14 protein-coding genes are annotated in these 17,480 nt (G+C 58.9%); 4 read left to right on the plus strand and 10 right to left on the minus strand.

The window, feature by feature from the left end; all coding sequences use genetic code 11:
- Positions 1-119: 119 nt before the first annotated feature.
- Together ACR0CR_RS04580 and ACR0CR_RS04585 are read left to right on the plus strand one after the other, a co-directional pair.
- Positions 120-518 (plus strand): cytidine deaminase, encoded by a 399-nt coding sequence (locus ACR0CR_RS04580; protein ID WP_480597157.1) that lies wholly within the window; start codon positions 120-122, stop codon positions 516-518.
- 61 nt (positions 519-579) lie between these two features.
- A complete protein-coding gene (locus ACR0CR_RS04585; protein ID WP_480597159.1) occupies positions 580-1,758 on the plus strand; it encodes a BaiN/RdsA family NAD(P)/FAD-dependent oxidoreductase in 1,179 nt (392 codons plus the stop codon).
- Here ACR0CR_RS04585 and ACR0CR_RS04590 read toward each other — a convergent pair.
- The 9 genes from ACR0CR_RS04590 to mraZ all read right to left on the minus strand — a co-directional run bounded on the left by ACR0CR_RS04590 (position 1,755) and on the right by mraZ (position 11,437).
- Positions 1,755-2,129: a glycine zipper family protein gene (locus ACR0CR_RS04590; RefSeq protein ID WP_480597161.1), complete on the minus strand. Its 375-nt coding sequence runs from the start codon at positions 2,127-2,129 to the stop codon at positions 1,755-1,757. The two genes, ACR0CR_RS04585 and ACR0CR_RS04590, sit on opposite strands and share 4 nt — an antisense overlap.
- A gap of 107 nt (positions 2,130-2,236) precedes the next feature.
- Entirely contained in the window at positions 2,237-3,637 is a 1,401-nt protein-coding gene (gene murD / locus ACR0CR_RS04595) for a UDP-N-acetylmuramoyl-L-alanine--D-glutamate ligase (RefSeq protein ID WP_480597162.1), read from the minus strand.
- Positions 3,638-3,785: 148 nt separating this feature from the next.
- Complete coding sequence (gene mraY, locus ACR0CR_RS04600) at positions 3,786-4,868, minus strand: phospho-N-acetylmuramoyl-pentapeptide-transferase (RefSeq protein ID WP_480597163.1); 1,083 nt, start codon at positions 4,866-4,868, stop codon at positions 3,786-3,788.
- A gap of 24 nt (positions 4,869-4,892) precedes the next feature.
- Entirely contained in the window at positions 4,893-6,287 is a 1,395-nt protein-coding gene (locus tag ACR0CR_RS04605) for a UDP-N-acetylmuramoyl-tripeptide--D-alanyl-D-alanine ligase (RefSeq protein WP_480597165.1), read from the minus strand.
- Entirely contained in the window at positions 6,284-7,765 is a 1,482-nt protein-coding gene (locus tag ACR0CR_RS04610; protein WP_480597166.1) for a UDP-N-acetylmuramoyl-L-alanyl-D-glutamate--2,6-diaminopimelate ligase, read from the minus strand. Before ACR0CR_RS04610 ends, ACR0CR_RS04605 begins: the two co-directional genes overlap by 4 nt.
- Positions 7,766-7,787: 22 nt before the next feature.
- Entirely contained in the window at positions 7,788-9,575 is a 1,788-nt protein-coding gene (locus ACR0CR_RS04615; RefSeq protein ID WP_480597168.1) for a peptidoglycan D,D-transpeptidase FtsI family protein, read from the minus strand.
- Positions 9,572-9,940: a cell division protein FtsL gene (gene ftsL, locus ACR0CR_RS04620; RefSeq protein WP_170655594.1), complete on the minus strand. Its 369-nt coding sequence runs from the start codon at positions 9,938-9,940 to the stop codon at positions 9,572-9,574. The genes ACR0CR_RS04615 and ftsL overlap by 4 nt, the downstream gene beginning before the upstream one ends.
- Positions 9,937-10,929 (minus strand): 16S rRNA (cytosine(1402)-N(4))-methyltransferase RsmH, encoded by a 993-nt coding sequence (gene rsmH / locus ACR0CR_RS04625; protein ID WP_480597170.1) that lies wholly within the window; start codon positions 10,927-10,929, stop codon positions 9,937-9,939. Before rsmH ends, ftsL begins: the two co-directional genes overlap by 4 nt.
- Before the next feature lie 4 nt (positions 10,930-10,933).
- Positions 10,934-11,437, minus strand: coding sequence for a division/cell wall cluster transcriptional repressor MraZ (gene mraZ / locus ACR0CR_RS04630; RefSeq protein WP_480597173.1), 504 nt, complete (start codon positions 11,435-11,437; stop codon positions 10,934-10,936).
- 895 nt (positions 11,438-12,332) lie between these two features.
- On the opposite strand from mraZ, the gene ACR0CR_RS04635 reads away from it, so the two are divergent.
- The gene (locus ACR0CR_RS04635; protein ID WP_480597176.1) at positions 12,333-12,566 is read left to right on the plus strand and encodes a DUF1127 domain-containing protein; all 234 of its coding nucleotides are present in this window, start codon (positions 12,333-12,335) and stop codon (positions 12,564-12,566) included.
- A 398-nt stretch (positions 12,567-12,964) separates the two neighbouring features.
- Here the strand turns inward: ACR0CR_RS04635 and ACR0CR_RS04640 are convergent, their stop codons facing one another.
- Entirely contained in the window at positions 12,965-15,511 is a 2,547-nt protein-coding gene (locus ACR0CR_RS04640; RefSeq protein ID WP_480597179.1) for an ATP-dependent helicase, read from the minus strand.
- A 215-nt stretch (positions 15,512-15,726) separates the two neighbouring features.
- On the opposite strand from ACR0CR_RS04640, the gene ACR0CR_RS04645 reads away from it, so the two are divergent.
- Positions 15,727-17,463, plus strand: coding sequence for a GGDEF domain-containing protein (locus ACR0CR_RS04645; RefSeq protein ID WP_480597181.1), 1,737 nt, complete (start codon positions 15,727-15,729; stop codon positions 17,461-17,463).
- The last annotated feature ends 17 nt before the right edge of the window (positions 17,464-17,480 follow it).

The raw sequence follows: 17,480 nt of genomic DNA on the forward strand, positions 1-17,480 counted from the left end.
CTATGCTGCCCAGACACGGTCATCGGCAAACCGATTGTTACGCTTTTGTGTTTTCCTTCCTTGAGACAATTATTCGACACGGCCAGAGTGACCTGAAACCGCAGCACGAGGTGCATCTGATGAGCATCGAGCGAGACCTCTATGAAAGTGCGGCAGGCCTTATCCAAGGCCGCTATCCCATTGGTTGGGGTGGCGCCGCCGCCCTTCGGCTGGACACCGGGGATATCCTGACCAGCATCGCGCCGGATACCGATTTCGACGCGCTTTCAGTTTGTATGGAGTTGGGCGCGATGCTTGAAGCACACAAACGGAACCAGATGGTCACACACAGCCTTTGCCTCGTCAGAAAAGACGAAAATGCGCCACTCAGGATTCTGTCCCCTTGTGGGATCTGCCAGGAACGTCTGCGGTATTGGGGAATGGATATCATGGTCGCGGTCACGAACCCGGAAAACAATCTGACGTTCAAACCGCTCCGAGAGCTTCTTCGCCATCATTGGTCCGGTGCCTATTCCTGACGCCCCAGATACGCGCACTCTTCCCCTTGCCATCGCACCAAATCCGCGCCATCCCCCGCGCATGACTTTTGACACGATCATCCTTGGCGCAGGTGCGGCCGGTATGATGTGCGCGGCCCATTGTGGCGGGCGCACTTTGGTGATCGATCACGCCAAAGCTCCGGGCGAAAAAATCCGCATCTCGGGCGGTGGGCGGTGCAATTTCACCAATTTGCATGCTGGGCCGGGAAATTTCCTGTCGCAGAATCCACATTTCTGCAAGTCCGCTTTGGCGCGATACACGCAGTGGGATTTCATCGACCTCGTTGACCGTCAGGGAATTGCATGGCACGAAAAAACGCTGGGGCAACTGTTCTGCGATGGGTCTTCAAAACAGATCATACAGATGCTGTTAGACGAGATGAAGCGTGCAGGCGCCGAACTGTGGCTTCGGTCCGAACTGAAAGATTTGCGCAAGATCGAGACGGGCTATGAGCTTGAGATCGAACGCGAGGGGCAGCGCCACAACCTGACCTGCGCCAATCTGGTCCTTGCAACAGGCGGCAAGTCGATCCCGAAAATGGGCGCGACGGGTTTGGCTTATGACATCGCACGTCAGTTCGGCTTGCGCGTTTCTGAAACTCGGGCCGCTCTGGTGCCGTTTACGTTCCCGGAAGGCCGGTTCAAAGAGCTCTCAGGCGTTTCGCTGCCAGCGCGTCTGTCCAACAACCGCACGAGCTTTGACGAGGCGCTATTGTTCACCCATCGCGGGCTGAGTGGTCCCTCCGTTCTGCAACTGTCGAGCTTTTGGCGCGAAGGTGAACCCATTCGCATTGACCTGATTCCGGACTTGCCTCTGTTCGAGACATTGCGTGACCAGCGGCAAAGCAGCGGACGCAAAGCGTTAACCACCGAACTGTCGCGCCATTTACCGGCACGGCTGGTTGACTATCTGAGCGGTCAAATCCCCATGCAGGGCAATCTGGCCGACCAATCCGACGCCGCGCTCGCTGAACTGACCGCCGCCTTGTCCGATTGGCAGCTTACTCCGTCAGGCACCGAAGGGTACCGAACCGCCGAGGTCACCCTGGGCGGGATCGACACCGATGACCTGTCTTCCAAAACGATGGAGGCCAGAGATGTCCCCGGCCTCTATGCAATTGGCGAAGCGGTGGATGTCACCGGTTGGTTAGGGGGATACAATTTCCAGTGGGCCTGGTCTTCAGGCCACGCGGCTGGAACTGCAATCGCCGCCCGTTAGCCGACGACGTTATAGCCGCGCCCGCGCATGCAGTTGCGCACCAAAACCTCTTTGTTCTGGTTTTTGTTGATCACGTCCGCTCCGGCACCAACCAAAGCACCGGCTACCGCCGCGCGGCCCAGGTTGTCGCTGCTGTCCTGAACAATGCCTGTCACAGCAGCAGCACCCGCCGCGCCGATAGCTGCATTGCCGGCGGTCGTCCCGTCAACGCCGGCTTGTGAAGCGGCCAACTGTTGGCACTGCTGAAGGTCAAAATTGTAGTTGGGACCCACGGGGCCGTCGATCACCGGCTGATAGTTCGCACCGGTGTTGGTGCAAGCACCCAGAAGAGCAACGGCAGGAACAATCAAAGAGAATTTGCGATTTTGCATAGTATATGACCTCAGGTTCTGTTTCCCCGACAGCAATAGCAATAGGTTCAGCACGTCAAGGCGATTGCAGCCAAAGGTGGTCGAACCGGCAATCAATTGCAAATCACCTATTCCGGCAGCCGGTTTCGCACCTGCGCCACAAAGTCATCTCCACGCTGCTCAAAGTTGTCATATTGGTCGAAACTCGCCGCAGCCGGAGCCAGCAGGATGGTCTCGCCCGGCTGCGCGTCGGCCATGGCGTGCTCGACAGCAGCAGCCATAGTGGTGCAGACCTCCGCATCCACGTTTAGCTGCATAGCAAAGCCTGCGGCCTCTCGCCCGATAACATAGGCTTTCTCAACATTCGCTGCGGCCTCGTTGAGAACCGATAACCCACCCTCTTTCTCAAGCCCGCCGCAAATCCAGCGTATCTTTTTAAACGCGCTGAGCGCCTTGAGCGCACTGTCCACATTCGTGGCTTTCGAGTCGTTCACATAGGTGACACCACCTGCCTCGGCGATGATCTGGCTGCGGTGCGGCAGGCCGGGGAAACTGTGCAGGGCATCTTCGATCACGCGCGGAGCAAGGCCCAGCGACCGGCAGGCGGCATAAGCGGCGCAGGCGTTTTGGTGATTGTGCGCGCCGGGCAGGCCCTTGATGCCGCGCAGATCAATGGACCCCGCCTGACGGCCCTTGCGATACTCTGCCAGGAATCCCTTGCGGGCAAATACCTGCCACCCCGGCCCCGTCAGTTTGCGCGCAACCGAGACACGGATAACCCGGTCATCCGACGGCCCTTCGGCTAGTTGGCCCGCCAGAAACGCGCCCTCGGCCTCATCAATGCCGATTACCGCGCGATCCGGCCCGCCTTCGGCAAACAGGCGTCGCTTGGCTGCAAAATAACCGCCCATGCCGCCGTGCCGGTCCAGATGATCGGGCGAGAGATTGGTAAAGACCGCCACATCCGGGGTCAGCGCGCGCGCCAGTTCGGTCTGATAACTGCTGAGCTCCAGCACCACGACTGACCCATCGCCGCCCGGACCGATATCCAGCACGCCACGTCCGATATTGCCCGCCAGTTGCGAGTCGCGCCCCGCCTCAGTCAGGATGTGGTGGATCAAAGCAGCGGTTGTCGATTTGCCGTTCGACCCGGTTACCGCGATCACCCGCGGTGGGGTGTCAAAATTGTGCCATTCCGGCCCCGCGAAAGAGCGAAAGAACAGGCCGATATCGTTATCGACCGGAATGCCAGCATCCAAAGCAGCGGCCACAACCGGGTTGGGCGTAGGGTAAAGATGTGGAATGCCCGGTGAAACGATCAGGGTCGCAATATCGTCAAACGCCCCATGTCGGCGTAGGTCGACGCACCTGAACCCCTCACCCTCAGCGGTCTCGCGCGATGCGGGGTTGTCATCCCAGCACACCGGCTGCGCCCCACCCGCGCGCAATGCGCGTGCCGTGGTCAGACCCGACCGCCCCAGCCCCAGAACCGCAACCTTTTGTCCTGAAAACCCTTTGACCGGGATCATGCCGCCCACCTTTTTCGACCATAGATTTTCGCCACACTGCACCGAAGGTTTTCCCAAAGGCAAGGGCAGGTTCAGGCTCGCGCAGTCGCGCGAGCCGGGCCCAACAGGTGGCAGGTGGACCGCAGGTCCGCCGAACCTGGCGGGAGCGCTACCGGACTTTCAAAGTTGCCAGACCAATCATCGCAAGGATCAGTGAGATGATCCAGAACCGGATGACAATCGTCGGCTCGGCCCATCCCTTTTTCTCATAGTGATGGTGGATCGGAGCCATCAGGAACACCCGACGCCCGGTGCGTTTGAAGTACAGCACCTGGATAATGACGCTCAGCGCTTCGACAACAAACAATCCGCCGACAACGGCCAGCACAAGCTCGTGCTTGGTCGCCACCGCAATCGCACCCAACGCGCCGCCCAGGGCCAGTGAGCCCGTGTCGCCCATAAACACCGCCGCCGGAGGGGCGTTGTACCACAAGAAACCAAGCCCCGCGCCGAACAGCGCTGAGGTAAAGATGAAAATCTCTCCGGTTCCGGGCACATAGTGAACGTCAAGATATTCCGTAAAGTCGACCCGGCCCACAGCATAAGCGATGATCCCCAGGGTCGAGGCCGCGATCATCGCAGGCATGATGGCCAGCCCGTCCAGGCCATCGGTCAGGTTTACCGCATTCGCTGCCCCGACAATGACGACAATTGCAAATGGAATGTAGAAAATCCCAAGGTTCACCAGCGTGTCCTTGAAAACTGGAACCGCCAACTGGTTTTGCAGATCCCCGGGATGGTGCAGGGTCGCCCAAAGCGAGGCCAGTACGGCGATGATGATCCCAAGTCCCAGCCGCATTCGACCCGAGACACCCTTGGTGTTCTGCTTAGAAACCTTCGCATAGTCGTCCGCAAAGCCAATCGCCGCATAGGCAAGCGTCACAAACAGCACCATCCAAACATATGGATTGTCCAATCGCGCCCAGATCAGCGTTGAGGTAATCAGCGCTCCGACGATCAGCAGCCCACCCATGGTAGGTGTACCGGCCTTCGAGAAATGCCCTTCGGGCCCGTCATCACGGATCGGCTGACCCTTGCCTTGTTTGCGGCGCAATACGTTGATCAGCGGCTTTCCGAACAAAAACCCGAATACCAGCGCTGTCATAAAGGCTCCGCCCGCACGGAACGTGATATATCGGAAGAGGTTCCAGAAGTCCCCTCCGTCCGACAGGGCGGTCAACCAATAGAGCATCTCAAAACCTTTCTCGGTCAGCGGTCATGGGTCAAGCGCGCTCCCTTGCCCCATTTTCCGCAGCCCGTCAACAATCCGCGCCAGCGCCATGCTGAGCGACCCTTTGGCCAGAACCGTATCCCCAGACCGGATCACGTCTGGCAAATGCGCGGCCATTTCATCGCTGGTTTCAAACCACATCCCGCGCTTTTCCGGAGGCAAATTATCATGCATCGCCTTCATCAGTGGCCCGACGCAATGGACCTGATCGACCCGTGTCATGGCCGGGACTTGGGCCATGGCCGCATGCATGTCGAGTTCCTGAGCGCCTAACTCTTTCATATCGCCCAAAAATGCGATCCGACGTGTGCCCTGCGCCGCTGCAAGAACATCAAGCGCGGCCTCCATCGAGGTTGGGTTGGCATTATAGCTGTCATCCAGCAGCTCAATCTGACCGCCCTCAGCCAAGTCAATTGTTTCGCGAACGCCCCGCCCTTTGACCGGCGACCAATGTCGCAACCCGGCGATGGCCGTATCCAGATCGACACCCAATTCGACACACGCGGCAAGCGCACCCAGTGCATTCATCGCGAAATGAGTACCCGCCGATTGCACGTCGAACGTCATTTCGGCCTTCTCAAGGCTTGCGGTAGCCCGCACCGAGTTCTCCACCGGCACCACATCATGCAACACGTAGTCGGCAGCGCTGCGACCAAAGTCCACGATCCCGGCCCCGGTTTCACGCGCATGCTGGTGCAGGATGTCCGAGTGTTCGATATCCGCGTTCACAATCGCCGCACCGCCCGGAGTGAGCCCGTCAAAGATCGCCGCCTTCTCTCGCGCGATACCGGCAACCGAGTCGAAGGCTTCAAGATGTACTGCCGCGACGGTGGTCACCAGCGCCACATGCGGGCGGGCTTGAATCGCCAGCGGAGCAATTTCGCCCGGGTGGTTCATGCCGATCTCAATGACGGCAAATTCAGTGTCGCGTGGCATACGCGCCAGCGTCAAAGGTACGCCCCAATGGTTGTTGTAACTGGCCACACTGGCGTGGGTTTTCCCCTGCGTTTCCAGAATGGTGGCCAGCATTTCCTTGGTCGAGGTTTTGCCCACGCTGCCCGTTACGCCGACGACTCGCGCTTCGGTTCGCGCCCGGGCTGCTTGTCCCAACGCCTCCAACCCGCTGAGCACATCATCGACGATCAGCAGCGGGGCGTCGCCCGGGATATCATCGGGAATTCGGGAAACCAGCGCCGCACCGGCGCCCTTTTCCAATGCTTGCGCTAAGAAATCGTGGCCGTCTCGTACATCTTTCAGAGCGACAAACAGGTCTTTGGGCTGAAGAGTCCGGGTGTCGATAGAGACTCCGTCCACCTGCCAGTCACCTGTCGCGCGCCCACCAGTGGCTGCGGCGGCCTCGGCCGCGGTCCAGAGCGTCATGCGACCCTCCCATCCAGCGCTGCAACGCTAATGCTGGCCTGTTCTGCGTCATCAAAGGGCAAGACCTGATCGCCGACGATCTGACCAGTTTCGTGTCCCTTGCCCGCAATCAGCAACGCGTCACCCGGTTGCAATGCATCGATGCCACGCAGGATCGCTTCGGCCCGGTCACCGACCTCGGTTGCACCCGGCGCGCCTTCCATGACTGCGGCCCGGATGGTGGCGGGATCTTCACTGCGTGGATTGTCGTCAGTGACGAACACGATATCCGCGTTTTGTGTCGCCGCCCGCCCCATCAGTGGCCGTTTTCCCGCGTCCCGATCCCCGCCTGCGCCGACGATGGCAATCAGCCGACCCATAACGTGCGGCCGCATCGCCTTTAGCGCCGTGGCCACGGCATCCGGCGTGTGAGCGTAATCCACGTAAACCGCCGCACCGTTTTCTCTGGTCGCGGCAAGCTGCATCCTGCCGCGCACCGTGGTCAGATGAGGGAGCGTTTCAAAAACCCGTTCCGGTTCATCCCCAGCCGCGATGACAAGTCCGCAAGCCAGCAAAACGTTTTCAGCCTGAAACCCTCCAATCAGGTTCAGGCGGGTTTGAAACACTTTCCCCCGCCAAGAAAACCGAAGGTCCTGCCCAGTGGCGTCAAAGCGTTGATTGATCAGGCAAAGATCGGCCTCGCCAAGTCCAACGGTGAGAACGCCCTGTCCGCGCGCCTCGGCAATGCGCCGGACCTGAGCGCCCTTTGGGTCACTCATGTTTATTACGACCGTCCCGTCCTGCGGCAGAACGCGGTCAAACAATCCCGCCTTGGCGGCAAAATACGCCTCGAAGGTTTCGTGATAATCCAGATGATCCTGCGTGAAATTTGAAAACCCGGCGGCAGTGAGGTGCACACCGTCCAATCGACGTTGCTCCAGCCCATGCGATGATGCCTCCATCGCTGCATGGGTGACGCCGTTCTCAACCGCCTCGGCCAGGCAACGATGCAGGGTGATCGGCTCGGGCGTCGTATGGGCCAACGGGGCGGTCCATGCGCCCTCGACCCCGGTGGTGCCAAGATTGACTGCGTTGTGGTCCAGTTCCATCCAAATCTGTCGTACAAAGGTAGAGATCGATGTCTTTCCATTGGTCCCGGTGACAGCAACGATTGTTTCCGGCTGAGCCCCGAACCAAAGCGCCGCGCTTCCGGCAAGCGCCTGTCTGGGGTCTTCGACAACGACCAGAGCGGCGTCCGAGCCGGACATGCATTCGGCAGCGATCGCGGCGCCCTCGGCATCGGTCAGGATTGCGGCAGCGCCCATACGTAACGCGAATTGAATGAATTCGGCACCGTGCACCCGCGTGCCCGGAAGCGCCGCGAACAGGTAGCCAACCTTCACCTCGCGGCTGTCAACGGCCAGTCCGGTGATATCGGGGTTTGCGCCACCCCGCGCGGTCAGGGCCAACTGGCTGAGTGTCTTTGTCCTTGTGCCCATGACCCACCTCTTGCCGGACAGCCTAATTCGAGGTCAGCGTTATAGCAGGGCGCGCCTCAGGCTCAAGCCGGGGTCTCAGCCCCAACAACGGTGCAATGCGTGCGATCAGTTCAGCGGCCACAGGAACGGCCGTCCACCCGGCGGTGCGGCGCTTTTCACCGTAAGCAACGATCGAAGGCTCATCCAGTGTGACGATCAGCACATATTTCGGGTCATAGGCCGGGAAAAGCGTGGCAAAAGTCGCGATCACCTTGTCATCGTAGTAGCCGCCGCGCGGTTTCGGCTTGTCCGCCGTTCCGGTTTTGCCCGCAACGTCATAACCCGCAACATCGCCAAAGCTTGCGGTGCCATCCGTGACCACGCGCCGCAGCATGGACTGCGCTTGTTTCGCCGCATTTTCCGACATCACGCGCGGTCCATATTGAGTTCCGTTTTTGCGCAGAATCGTGGGGCTGACATAGTACCCACCATTGGCAATCGCGGCATATCCCGCCGCAAGGTGCATTGGGCTGGTCGACAACCCGTGACCATAAGATATGGTGACGGTGCTCAATTCACCCCACTTTTTGGGCTTCAGCGGCTCGCCGCCTGTGGCTTCAACGATCTCAAATGGAGTGGGTTCGAACATCCCCAGCGTTCGCAGAAATTCTTGCTGACGCTGCGCTCCGATCTGCAAAGCCAACCGCCCGGTGCCCCGGTTCGAGCTATGGACGATCACATCGGCGACGCTGATTTTGCCATAGTTCTTGCCGTTGAACTCGCCAATCGGGAACCGTCCGATCTTCATCGGCCCAGATGTATCGATGATCGTGTTCGAGTTCACCAACCCAAGCTGAACCGCCTGAGCCGCCGTAAAGATCTTGAACACGGAACCCAATTCATAAACACCCTGCACATAGCGGTTGAACAAAGGGCTGTCCGAGGGATCAAACCCCGATGTCGGCGGGCGCGGGCGGTCGTTGGGGTCAAATGACGGCAAAGACGCGGCTGAGACGACCTCGCCGGTATGCACGTTCATCAGAACGGCCGAAGCGCCTTTGGCGTTCATGATCTTCATGCCACCGTAAAGCACTTGCTCGACCGCGGCTTGAATTGTCAGATCCAGCGAAAGCTGAAGGGGATTGTTGCCGTTGGCCGGGTCACGCAGATAGGTGTCGAACTGTTTCTCGACACCCGCGACGCCGATCACTTCGGCTGCACTTACCCCTTCGCGTCCAAAACCGGAGCCGCCCAGGATGTGCGCCGCCAGCTTGCCGTTGGGATAAAGTCGCATCTCGCGCGGACCAAACAGAATGCCGGGGTCTCCGATATCGTGCACGGCCTGCTTCTGTTCGGGCGAGATACGCTTTTTGATCCACAGAAACTTGCGTTCGCCCGTGAAATCCTTGACCAACCGTTCCTTATCCAGATCGGGGAAGATCGCCACCAGTTGATCGGCGGCGGCGATGGGGTCGATCATCAAGGGCGGCTGCGCGTAGACCGAATAGGTATCCAGATTGGTCGCAAGAATACGCCCCTCGCGGTCGACGATGTTGGCGCGTTGCATTGCAATCGCCGCACCCGGTGCGCTGGCCAGCGGCTCTTGGGCCTCGGACGTCGCCAGAGCACCCATGCGGAACCCGACAACCGAGAACGCACAGAAGAAAAACAGACCCAGCACCAGCAATCGCCCCTCAGCGCGGGCGCGGGCGCTGTCCTTCATGTCTTCGTGACGCTGACGAATGTTCTCACGCTCGATGGCTTTGGGGTTTTCTCCGCGCGCGCGCGCATCCAAAATACGGGCCAAAGGGCGAAGGGGCGTGCGTGTCATGGGATCTGCACCTCGCCCAGGGACTGCAGGTTCGTGATCGACTGCAGTTCAATAGGGTCAACGATGGGAAGGTCCGGGTCTTCGGCATAGGCGATCTGGTCGGCGCGACCAAACTGCTCGGCGCGCAACGGCAACAAGCCCAAACGTTCAAAGTTCAAATCGGCCAGTTCACGTAGACGGTCGGGACGATTCAAATAGGCCCATTCCGCATTCAGAACCGCAAGTCGCACTTGCGCCATCCCAATCTCACGCTGCAGCTTTTGCGTCTCTTTAACGACCTGCTGCGTGCGGTAGTTCTCCTGATACGCCCAAAGCGCCAGTCCAAACACCGCAAGGGCCGTCAACACATACAAAACACTCTTCATTTCACCCTTCCCCCTGCCTGCGGCATCCCGATGGCGCGCGCATCGATTTCACCCGCCGGAGCTTCAGTGCGCACCGCGACACGCAGCTTGGCCGAACGCGCGCGCGGGTTTTCCCGCAATTCCTGCTCGTCTGGACCCACGGCTTTGCGCGTCTTGAGCGTAAATTGCGGCTGTTCCTGTTCAATCTCAGGCGCGTATCGGTTGGCGCGCCCGGTCTTGCCCGCGCGCGACTGAAAGAACCGTTTGACCATCCGATCCTCGACCGAGTGAAACGTCACCACAGCCAACTGTCCACCGGGCTTCAACGCCCGTTCGGCGGCCATCAAGCCCTGAAACAACTCTTCGTACTCGGCGTTCACAGCAATCCGAAGCGCTTGAAAGCTGCGTGTCGCCGGATGCGACTGCCCCGGCTTGGGGCGCGGCAAACAGGATTCAATGATCTCAACCAGACGCAGAGTGGTTGTGATCGACGCTTCTGCCCGTGCTTTGACAATGGCCTTTGCGATCCGACGGCTGGCGCGTTCCTCGCCATAGTGAAACAGGATATCGGCCAGTTGCGTTTCAGTCGCCTCATTGATCAGATCGGCGGCGCTTTCGCCCTCCTGGCTCATTCGCATGTCCAATGGGCCGTCTTTCATAAATGAAAACCCACGCTCGGCCTGATCGAGCTGCATGGATGAGACCCCAAGGTCCAACACAACGCCGTCCAGATCCTGCGCGTACTCATCCATCCGCGAAAAGACGCCGGGCTGCATCACAACGTGGTCGCCATAATCGGCGGCCCAATCTGCCGCCATCTCAAAAGCAAGCGGGTCACGATCGACACCGATAACCCTGTCCGCCCCAGCCTGCAGCAATCCGCGCGTATAGCCACCGGCACCAAATGTTCCGTCCAGCCAAGTGCCCGATACGGGTGCAACCGCGTCCAACAGTGGGCGCAGCAAAACCGGGATATGAGGTGTGTTCGATGGGGTCGCAGCACCGGCCATGCCGCTACGCGTCCTCGACGCTATCCAGGAACACCAGCGGATCGAAATCGTCGGGCTGATCATCTAACCACTCTTCCGCAACCGCCAGTTCATCGGATTCATATGTTTCGGGTTTCCAGATCTGGAACGTGTCCCCGGCAGCAATAAAGAACGCCTCACCTTCCAGTCCGATCTTGTTGCGTAGCTTTGCGGGCAACACCAGGCGGCCCGTTTCATCAACGTTGGTCGGAAACGATTGACCGTGGAACATGCGCTGCAACAACTTCCGCTTCATCGACCCGCGCGGCAATGCATCGATCTTGGCATCAACCTCGTCGATCGCCTGCATCGTATAACATTCAAGGAATTTCCGACGGTGATCCCCGTAGACGATCACAAGCTCTGGATTGTCACCGGGCTGCCAGTTGGGGTCCGAGGATTCAAGCACGCGGCGAAAAGAGGCCGGGATCGAGACCCTGCCCTTCGTATCCACCTTATGGTGGCTTTCACCTCTAAACCTGCGCGCCAAGACGACTGTCCCTTTCGCTTGCGCCCCACCTCGAACGTCCCCCCGATTGAAAACGGCGGGTTGATCTGCTGCCACTGATCAACCCGCCGCATTGACCCGCCTTGCGGGATGTCCAGCTGCGCGCGCCACCTGGGGGGATGTCTGCTCGCCCGCGCGCCGGATCTCTTAAGTGATGAAAGCGAGATGCCTGTATGAAACCTGAATTTTTTGGTCCGGGGTCGTTTGGTGCCCCTTTGCCTCGTCCTCATCGGATAAACAAGGGATGCCATGGGAATTCATGGAAAGCAACAGATATTTTTGGGACCTTCGTGGTCCTGAGCCGTAGATTACTGCCAATTGGCGCATCTAAATCCGATTGCCGTACCATAATTAGACGCTGTAATAACACGGGATACCATATGTGCCGAAATCAAGCTGGCCCAGTTTTCCCATGAATTCCCTGTATTTTTTTCCAAGCGGGTAGCAATATTCAAAATGATATCGCCGCAACCGTCAGCAACGAATCCGAATCGACCCGCTTTCATACCGCACGGACCAGACCCGCACGACGCTCACTCCAACCACGCGCAACCCACCTTAAGTCTCATAAGGGCACTCTGGGCGAGCAAGTATTGTGTTTTCACAATGCTCACATTTCAGCAAATACCGCCCAATGTGAGGGCAACTGATCCAATCCCGCCCCACAAACAATTTCCAGCAAAATTAAATTAGGTGTCCAAAACCCGTATTTTTAAAGCGTTTCAGCGAACAGGTTTACAACTTATTGATAAGTATGCACTTGCTGCATAGCAGCATTGACAACTTTGGTGATTGTGCAGATGCAGCATTCGCCTATCTTCAGTGCCAAGCAAACGCCGGACCTAACCGGCACAAACACTAACACCGGGTTACGCAAATGGCTGTAGCAGCAAACCACACCGCGCTCAAAAGCGCTCCGGCAACCGGCTTGGCTTCGCTGATCGAAGCCGCAAAATTCCGGTTTGCCCGCTATCGTGTTTATCGCCAGACGGTAAACGAACTGTCCGAGTTGTCGGATCGGGAACTGGCCGATCTGGGACTGCACCGCTCGATGATCCGTCGTCTGGCAATTCAAGCGTCCGAAGAATACTTCGCGCGGTCGGCAAAATAAGACACCAGAGATCAGGTCCTACTCCTCCCTTGGATCTGACTTTTGGCGGCGACATCTCTCCTCCTCCCTGATGTCGTCGCCCTTAATACCGGCTCTGATGGCCGGATACTGATACACCGGGTTCTCCTCCTCCCTATCCCGGTGTTGAAAAGCGCGCAGCGGCATCTCTCCTCCTCCCTGATGTCGCTGCGCTCTTCAGATACCGGGTTCAAACCCGGAAATGGATACATCGGGGCTCTCCTCCTCCCTGCCTCGATGTTGCAAAGAACGGCGGTTTCCTCTCCTCCTCCCTGGAAACCGCCGTTTTTCTTTGCCAAAACCAAAAAAGAGGGCGCGAACGCCCCCTGTTTGTTCTGTTCAAAAATACTTCGGAGTGAGAGGCGGAGCCCCGCAAAGCATCAAAACGGCACGTCGTCCTTTGTGGTCAGGAACCGCGACACAACCTTTTTGGTCCCGGCCTTGTCGAAATCGACCTCGACTTTGTCGCCCTCAATGCCGATCACCGCACCGTAACCAAACTTCTGGTGGAAAACCCGTTCCCCCAGGGTGAAACTGGCGACAGCAGTCGCATCAATCACCGTGTTGCGGCTTTCCTTCGGCTGAGACATTCCGTATTGCCCCTGCCGCGCCTGCAATCGCTTCCAGCCCGGCGAGTTATAAACGTTGGCCTCAGCCGCGCGGGTTTCGATCCCCGCAGTTGTCTGCCCGCCGCCATACAGACCCGGAGGCGTCAGAACTTCCACATGATCTTCGGGCAATTCGTCGACAAAGCGCGACGGCATCGAGTTTTGCCACTGCCCGAACACCCGCCGGTTGGCGGCAAAGGAAATCGTACAGACCTCCTCGGCGCGCGTGATGCCGACATAGGCCAGCCGCCGTTCCTCTTCGAGGCCCTTTAGGCCCTGCTCGTCCATTGACCGCTGCGAGGGAAACAACCCGTCTTCCCATCCCGGCAGGAACACGGCGGGAAACTCCAGCCCTTTGGCCGCGTGCAGGGTCATGATCGAGACCTTGGCCCCGTCGCCGTCCTGCTCATTGTCCATAACCAGGCTGACATGCTCAAGAAACCCTTGCAGGTTCTCGAAATTATCCAGCTGGTTGACCAGTTCCTTGAGGTTTTCCAGCCGCCCCGGAGCCTCAGGCGTCTTTTCGTTTTGCCAGTGGCCGGTATAGCCGGATTCGTCCAACACGATCTGCGCCAGTTCGATATGCGTATGCTCGGGTTCGCCATATCGGATCGGCGAAACGCCATCGTCGATCACCGTGTCATCATCGACCTCGACCCGAGGTCCCCGCGTCATCGCATTCCACCGCGCCAGCCCGTCGATCAACTCGCGCAGTGCTTTGCCGCCCTTGCCCTTGATCAAACCATTCTCAACTGCGATCCGCGCGCCTTCGACCAAGGACACGCCGTTTTCCCGCGCCACCACCTGAATCGTCTGCTGCGCCTTGTCGCCAAGGCCGCGTTTGGGCGTGTTCACGATCCGCTCGAAGGCCAGATCATCCTCAGGGCTGACCACCAGCCGGAAATAGGCCATGGCATCGCGAATCTCCATCCGCTCATAGAACCGAGGGCCACCGATCACCTTGTACGGCAGACCGATGGTCAGAAACCGATCCTCAAACGCCCGCATCTGGTGCGAGGCGCGCACGAGAATCGCCATCTCATCAAGGTTCATCGGCCGCACGCCCCGCGTACCGCCCTGCATCGCGTCGATTTCCTCACCGATCCAGCGCGCCTCTTCCTCGCCATCCCAATGGCCGATCAGACGAACCTTTTCGCCCTCTTTCCGGTCAGTCCACAATTCCTTGCCCAAGCGGCTTTCATTGCCGCGAATGACATTCGACGCAGCCGCCAGAATATGCGGGGTCGAGCGGTAGTTCTGCTCCAGCCGGACTACAAAGGCACCGGGGAAATCCTTCTCAAAACGCAGGATGTTGCCCACCTCGGCACCGCGCCAACCATAGATCGACTGGTCGTCATCGCCCACGCAGCAGATGTTCTTATGCCCCCCGGCCAGCAGGCGCAGCCAGAGATATTGGGCGACGTTGGTATCCTGATACTCGTCCACAAGGATATAGCGGAACCAGCGCTGGTATTGCTCCAACACGTCCGGATGGGTCTGGAAGATCGTGACCATGTGCAACAACAGGTCGCCGAAATCCACCGCGTTCAACTCCAGCAGGCGGCGCTGATACGCGGCATAAAGCTCAATACCCTTGTTGTTATACGCCCCCGCATCCGCAGCGGGTACCTTATCGGGTGTCAGCGCACGGTTCTTCCAATCGTCAATGATCCCGGCCAGCATCCGCGCGGGCCAGCGTTTATCGTCGATATTGGCCACCTGAATCAGCTGCTTAAGCAGCCGCAATTTATCGTCGGCGTCCAGAATAGTGAAGCTCGATTTCAGGTGAACCGTCCGATCGACCACCTGAGCTTGCGAAACAACCGGCTCTTGCGGTCGGGGAACTGGTCCAAGATCATAATTTGACGCATCTTGCATCCCCAATGGGTCAACAGTCGCATCATGAACGTCCACAGCCGGCAGCACGTGACCATCGCCGACCAACTCCGCGTGGCGGCGCAGCAGCTTGACGCAAATCGCGTGGAAGGTGCCCAGCCAAGGCATACCCTCGGCGGGCTGACCCAGTGACCGACCCACGCGATCTTTCATCTCACGTGCGGCCTTATTGGTGAACGTCACCGCCAGAATCTCATTCGGGCGCGCCTGCCCCGTGGACAGCAGATGCGCAATTCGCGCTGTCAGCGCCTTGGTTTTGCCGGTACCCGCACCGGCCAGCATCAACACCGGACCATCCAACCGCTCGACCGCTTCTCGCTGCGCCGGGTTGAGGTCGTTGAGATACTCCGCCGATGCCGCTGGCATCGCCCGCGCCGACAGCGATGCGCCCTCGAAGGCGTCCATTTCGTCAAAACTGCTCATGGTTCCAAACTACGCCGGATGCGCGCCGAGGGGAAGAGTTTGTTCACGCCTTGTTCGCACCCAGTTTTCCTTGAGGTTGCCTAGGAAGGCTTCACCATAGCTGGTGTCTGCAGACCTTAACGAAATTTCAAGAGAATCCTCAGACCCTGTGGCAGGTGCATTGGGGGATTGATTTGGTGGACGGGCAAAAGAAAGAATCTTTGAGGCGCGCAATTATGCGTCTGGTTGCGGGTGCAGGGCTGGTTTGTGTGGTTGGACTGGCCGGGTGGATTTCGGTCAAGGGGGCAGATCCGCTGGTCAATCGCATGATCGAGGCCGAAGTGCGCCACCGGGCCGAAGTTTGGGAAAGCCATATCTCGGTGCTGATGCCCGATTTCCAGCTTGAGTTTACAACTGGCAAAATCAACGCGGATGAAGCCGCTGTTCTAAGGCGCTTTCTGGGTGCGACGGATGTGTTCCGGATGCAGGTCTATGATGCGACCGGGCGCGCCATCTGGTCTTCGGCCGGGCCGCACAGCCATGCCCCCGCTTTGACAGTCGATCGCCGGGACGAAACACTGAAAGGGCGCATTTTCTATGCGCTATCGCAAAAATCCGCGTTGGAAGTGCTGCATGCGGAAACCGCCGCGCTCAGCCAATCCGACCAGATCCGCGATGTGGCCGAAACCGTCGCGCCGGTCACGAATGGCGGTGCGTATCTGGGCGCGGTTCAGTTCTTTACCGATGTCAGCGATCTGCGGGTCGCTTTTCTGGCTCAGATCAGGCCGCTGTTGGCGCTGATCGGTTGCCTGATGATTGGTACGATTGTGACCGTCGCCGCAGTAGTGTTTCGCAGTAACCGGCAACAAGTGCGAAGCCTGAAAAACCGCGCGGTAAAGGAACGAGAGTTGATGGACGATCAACTTCGCCTAGCGCGTGAGGTTCGCCTACTTGGCGAATTGAACGAGTGGTTACAGTCCAGCCGATCATTGGACGAATTGTTCGACATGGTCTCACGCTTCATGACGCACATCCTACCGGAGGCGGAGGGCAGCGTGTACGTGTACTCCAATTCGCGTGATGTGCTGGACGGCTGCGCCAGTTGGAACGGCGGCGACCACAAGGCACATATCCACCCCGAGGGCTGCTGGGGCCTACGGCGCGGGCGGACCTATGAATTCGGGGCGTCCGAGATCGACTTTGTCTGCGAGCACGCAGAACCGCATGACGGGCGACCCTATTTCTGCTTTCCCATCCTCGCACATGGCGAAACCGTCGGCCTATTGCACTTGCGGGCGCATAGCGGCACTGACAATGCGTTTCATGCCAGCAAGAAGCTGGCGCGGCTCTGCGCTGAACAGATCAGCATGGCCATCGCCAATGTGCGGATGCGGGATCAATTACATGATCAGTCGGTCCGTGATCCGCTGACCGGTCTATTCAATCGCCGACACATGACCGAAACACTGCGCAAATCCATCAGCCGCAGCCAGCAGTCCGGTGCCCCTTTAAGTTTGATCGCCGTGGATGTGGATCATTTCAAGAAGTTCAACGACACCCACGGGCATGATGCCGGTGACATGGTGCTGCGCGCGGTTGGATCAGCGTTGGAGCAAGGCTGCGACCGTGACGAAGTCGCCTGTCGTATTGGCGGAGAGGAGTTCACGATTATCCTGCCAGACAACTCTCCGGATGACGCCATGACTCGCGCCGAAAGCTTACGCCAGGCGGTCGAGGCGGTCTCGGTCCGATATGGTGAGAAATTCCTGCCCCGGATAACGATTTCGCTTGGCGTCGCACATTATCCTGCGCACGGAGTAATGCCGCAGGACCTGATGCGCGCGGCCGATGACGCGTTGTATGCAGCCAAGGACAAGGGGCGGAACCAGGTGCAACTGGCACGGTCCGATACTGTGGCAATTGCCGGAGACGCCTGTCACCCAAAGTCCCCTCCGCCCGCGACAGCTGCCTAAAAACCTTGCCGAATCAT

The organism is Ruegeria sp. AM2 (assembly GCF_056540685.1).

Coding starts and splice junctions, on each gene's coding strand:
- ACR0CR_RS04580 (WP_480597157.1), top strand. CDS start 120: ATGAGCATCGAGCGAGACCTCTATGAAAGTGCGGCAGGCCTTATCCAA.
- ACR0CR_RS04585 (WP_480597159.1), top strand. CDS start 580: ATGACTTTTGACACGATCATCCTTGGCGCAGGTGCGGCCGGTATGATG.
- ACR0CR_RS04590 (WP_480597161.1), bottom strand. CDS start 2,129: ATGCAAAATCGCAAATTCTCTTTGATTGTTCCTGCCGTTGCTCTTCTG.
- murD (WP_480597162.1), bottom strand. CDS start 3,637: ATGATCCCGGTCAAAGGGTTTTCAGGACAAAAGGTTGCGGTTCTGGGG.
- mraY (WP_480597163.1), bottom strand. CDS start 4,868: ATGCTCTATTGGTTGACCGCCCTGTCGGACGGAGGGGACTTCTGGAAC.
- ACR0CR_RS04605 (WP_480597165.1), bottom strand. CDS start 6,287: ATGACGCTCTGGACCGCGGCCGAGGCCGCCGCAGCCACTGGTGGGCGC.
- ACR0CR_RS04610 (WP_480597166.1), bottom strand. CDS start 7,765: ATGGGCACAAGGACAAAGACACTCAGCCAGTTGGCCCTGACCGCGCGG.
- ACR0CR_RS04615 (WP_480597168.1), bottom strand. CDS start 9,575: ATGACACGCACGCCCCTTCGCCCTTTGGCCCGTATTTTGGATGCGCGC.
- ftsL (WP_170655594.1), bottom strand. CDS start 9,940: ATGAAGAGTGTTTTGTATGTGTTGACGGCCCTTGCGGTGTTTGGACTG.
- rsmH (WP_480597170.1), bottom strand. CDS start 10,929: ATGGCCGGTGCTGCGACCCCATCGAACACACCTCATATCCCGGTTTTG.
- ACR0CR_RS04635 (WP_480597176.1), top strand. CDS start 12,333: ATGGCTGTAGCAGCAAACCACACCGCGCTCAAAAGCGCTCCGGCAACC.
- ACR0CR_RS04640 (WP_480597179.1), bottom strand. CDS start 15,511: ATGAGCAGTTTTGACGAAATGGACGCCTTCGAGGGCGCATCGCTGTCG.
- ACR0CR_RS04645 (WP_480597181.1), top strand. CDS start 15,727: ATGCGTCTGGTTGCGGGTGCAGGGCTGGTTTGTGTGGTTGGACTGGCC.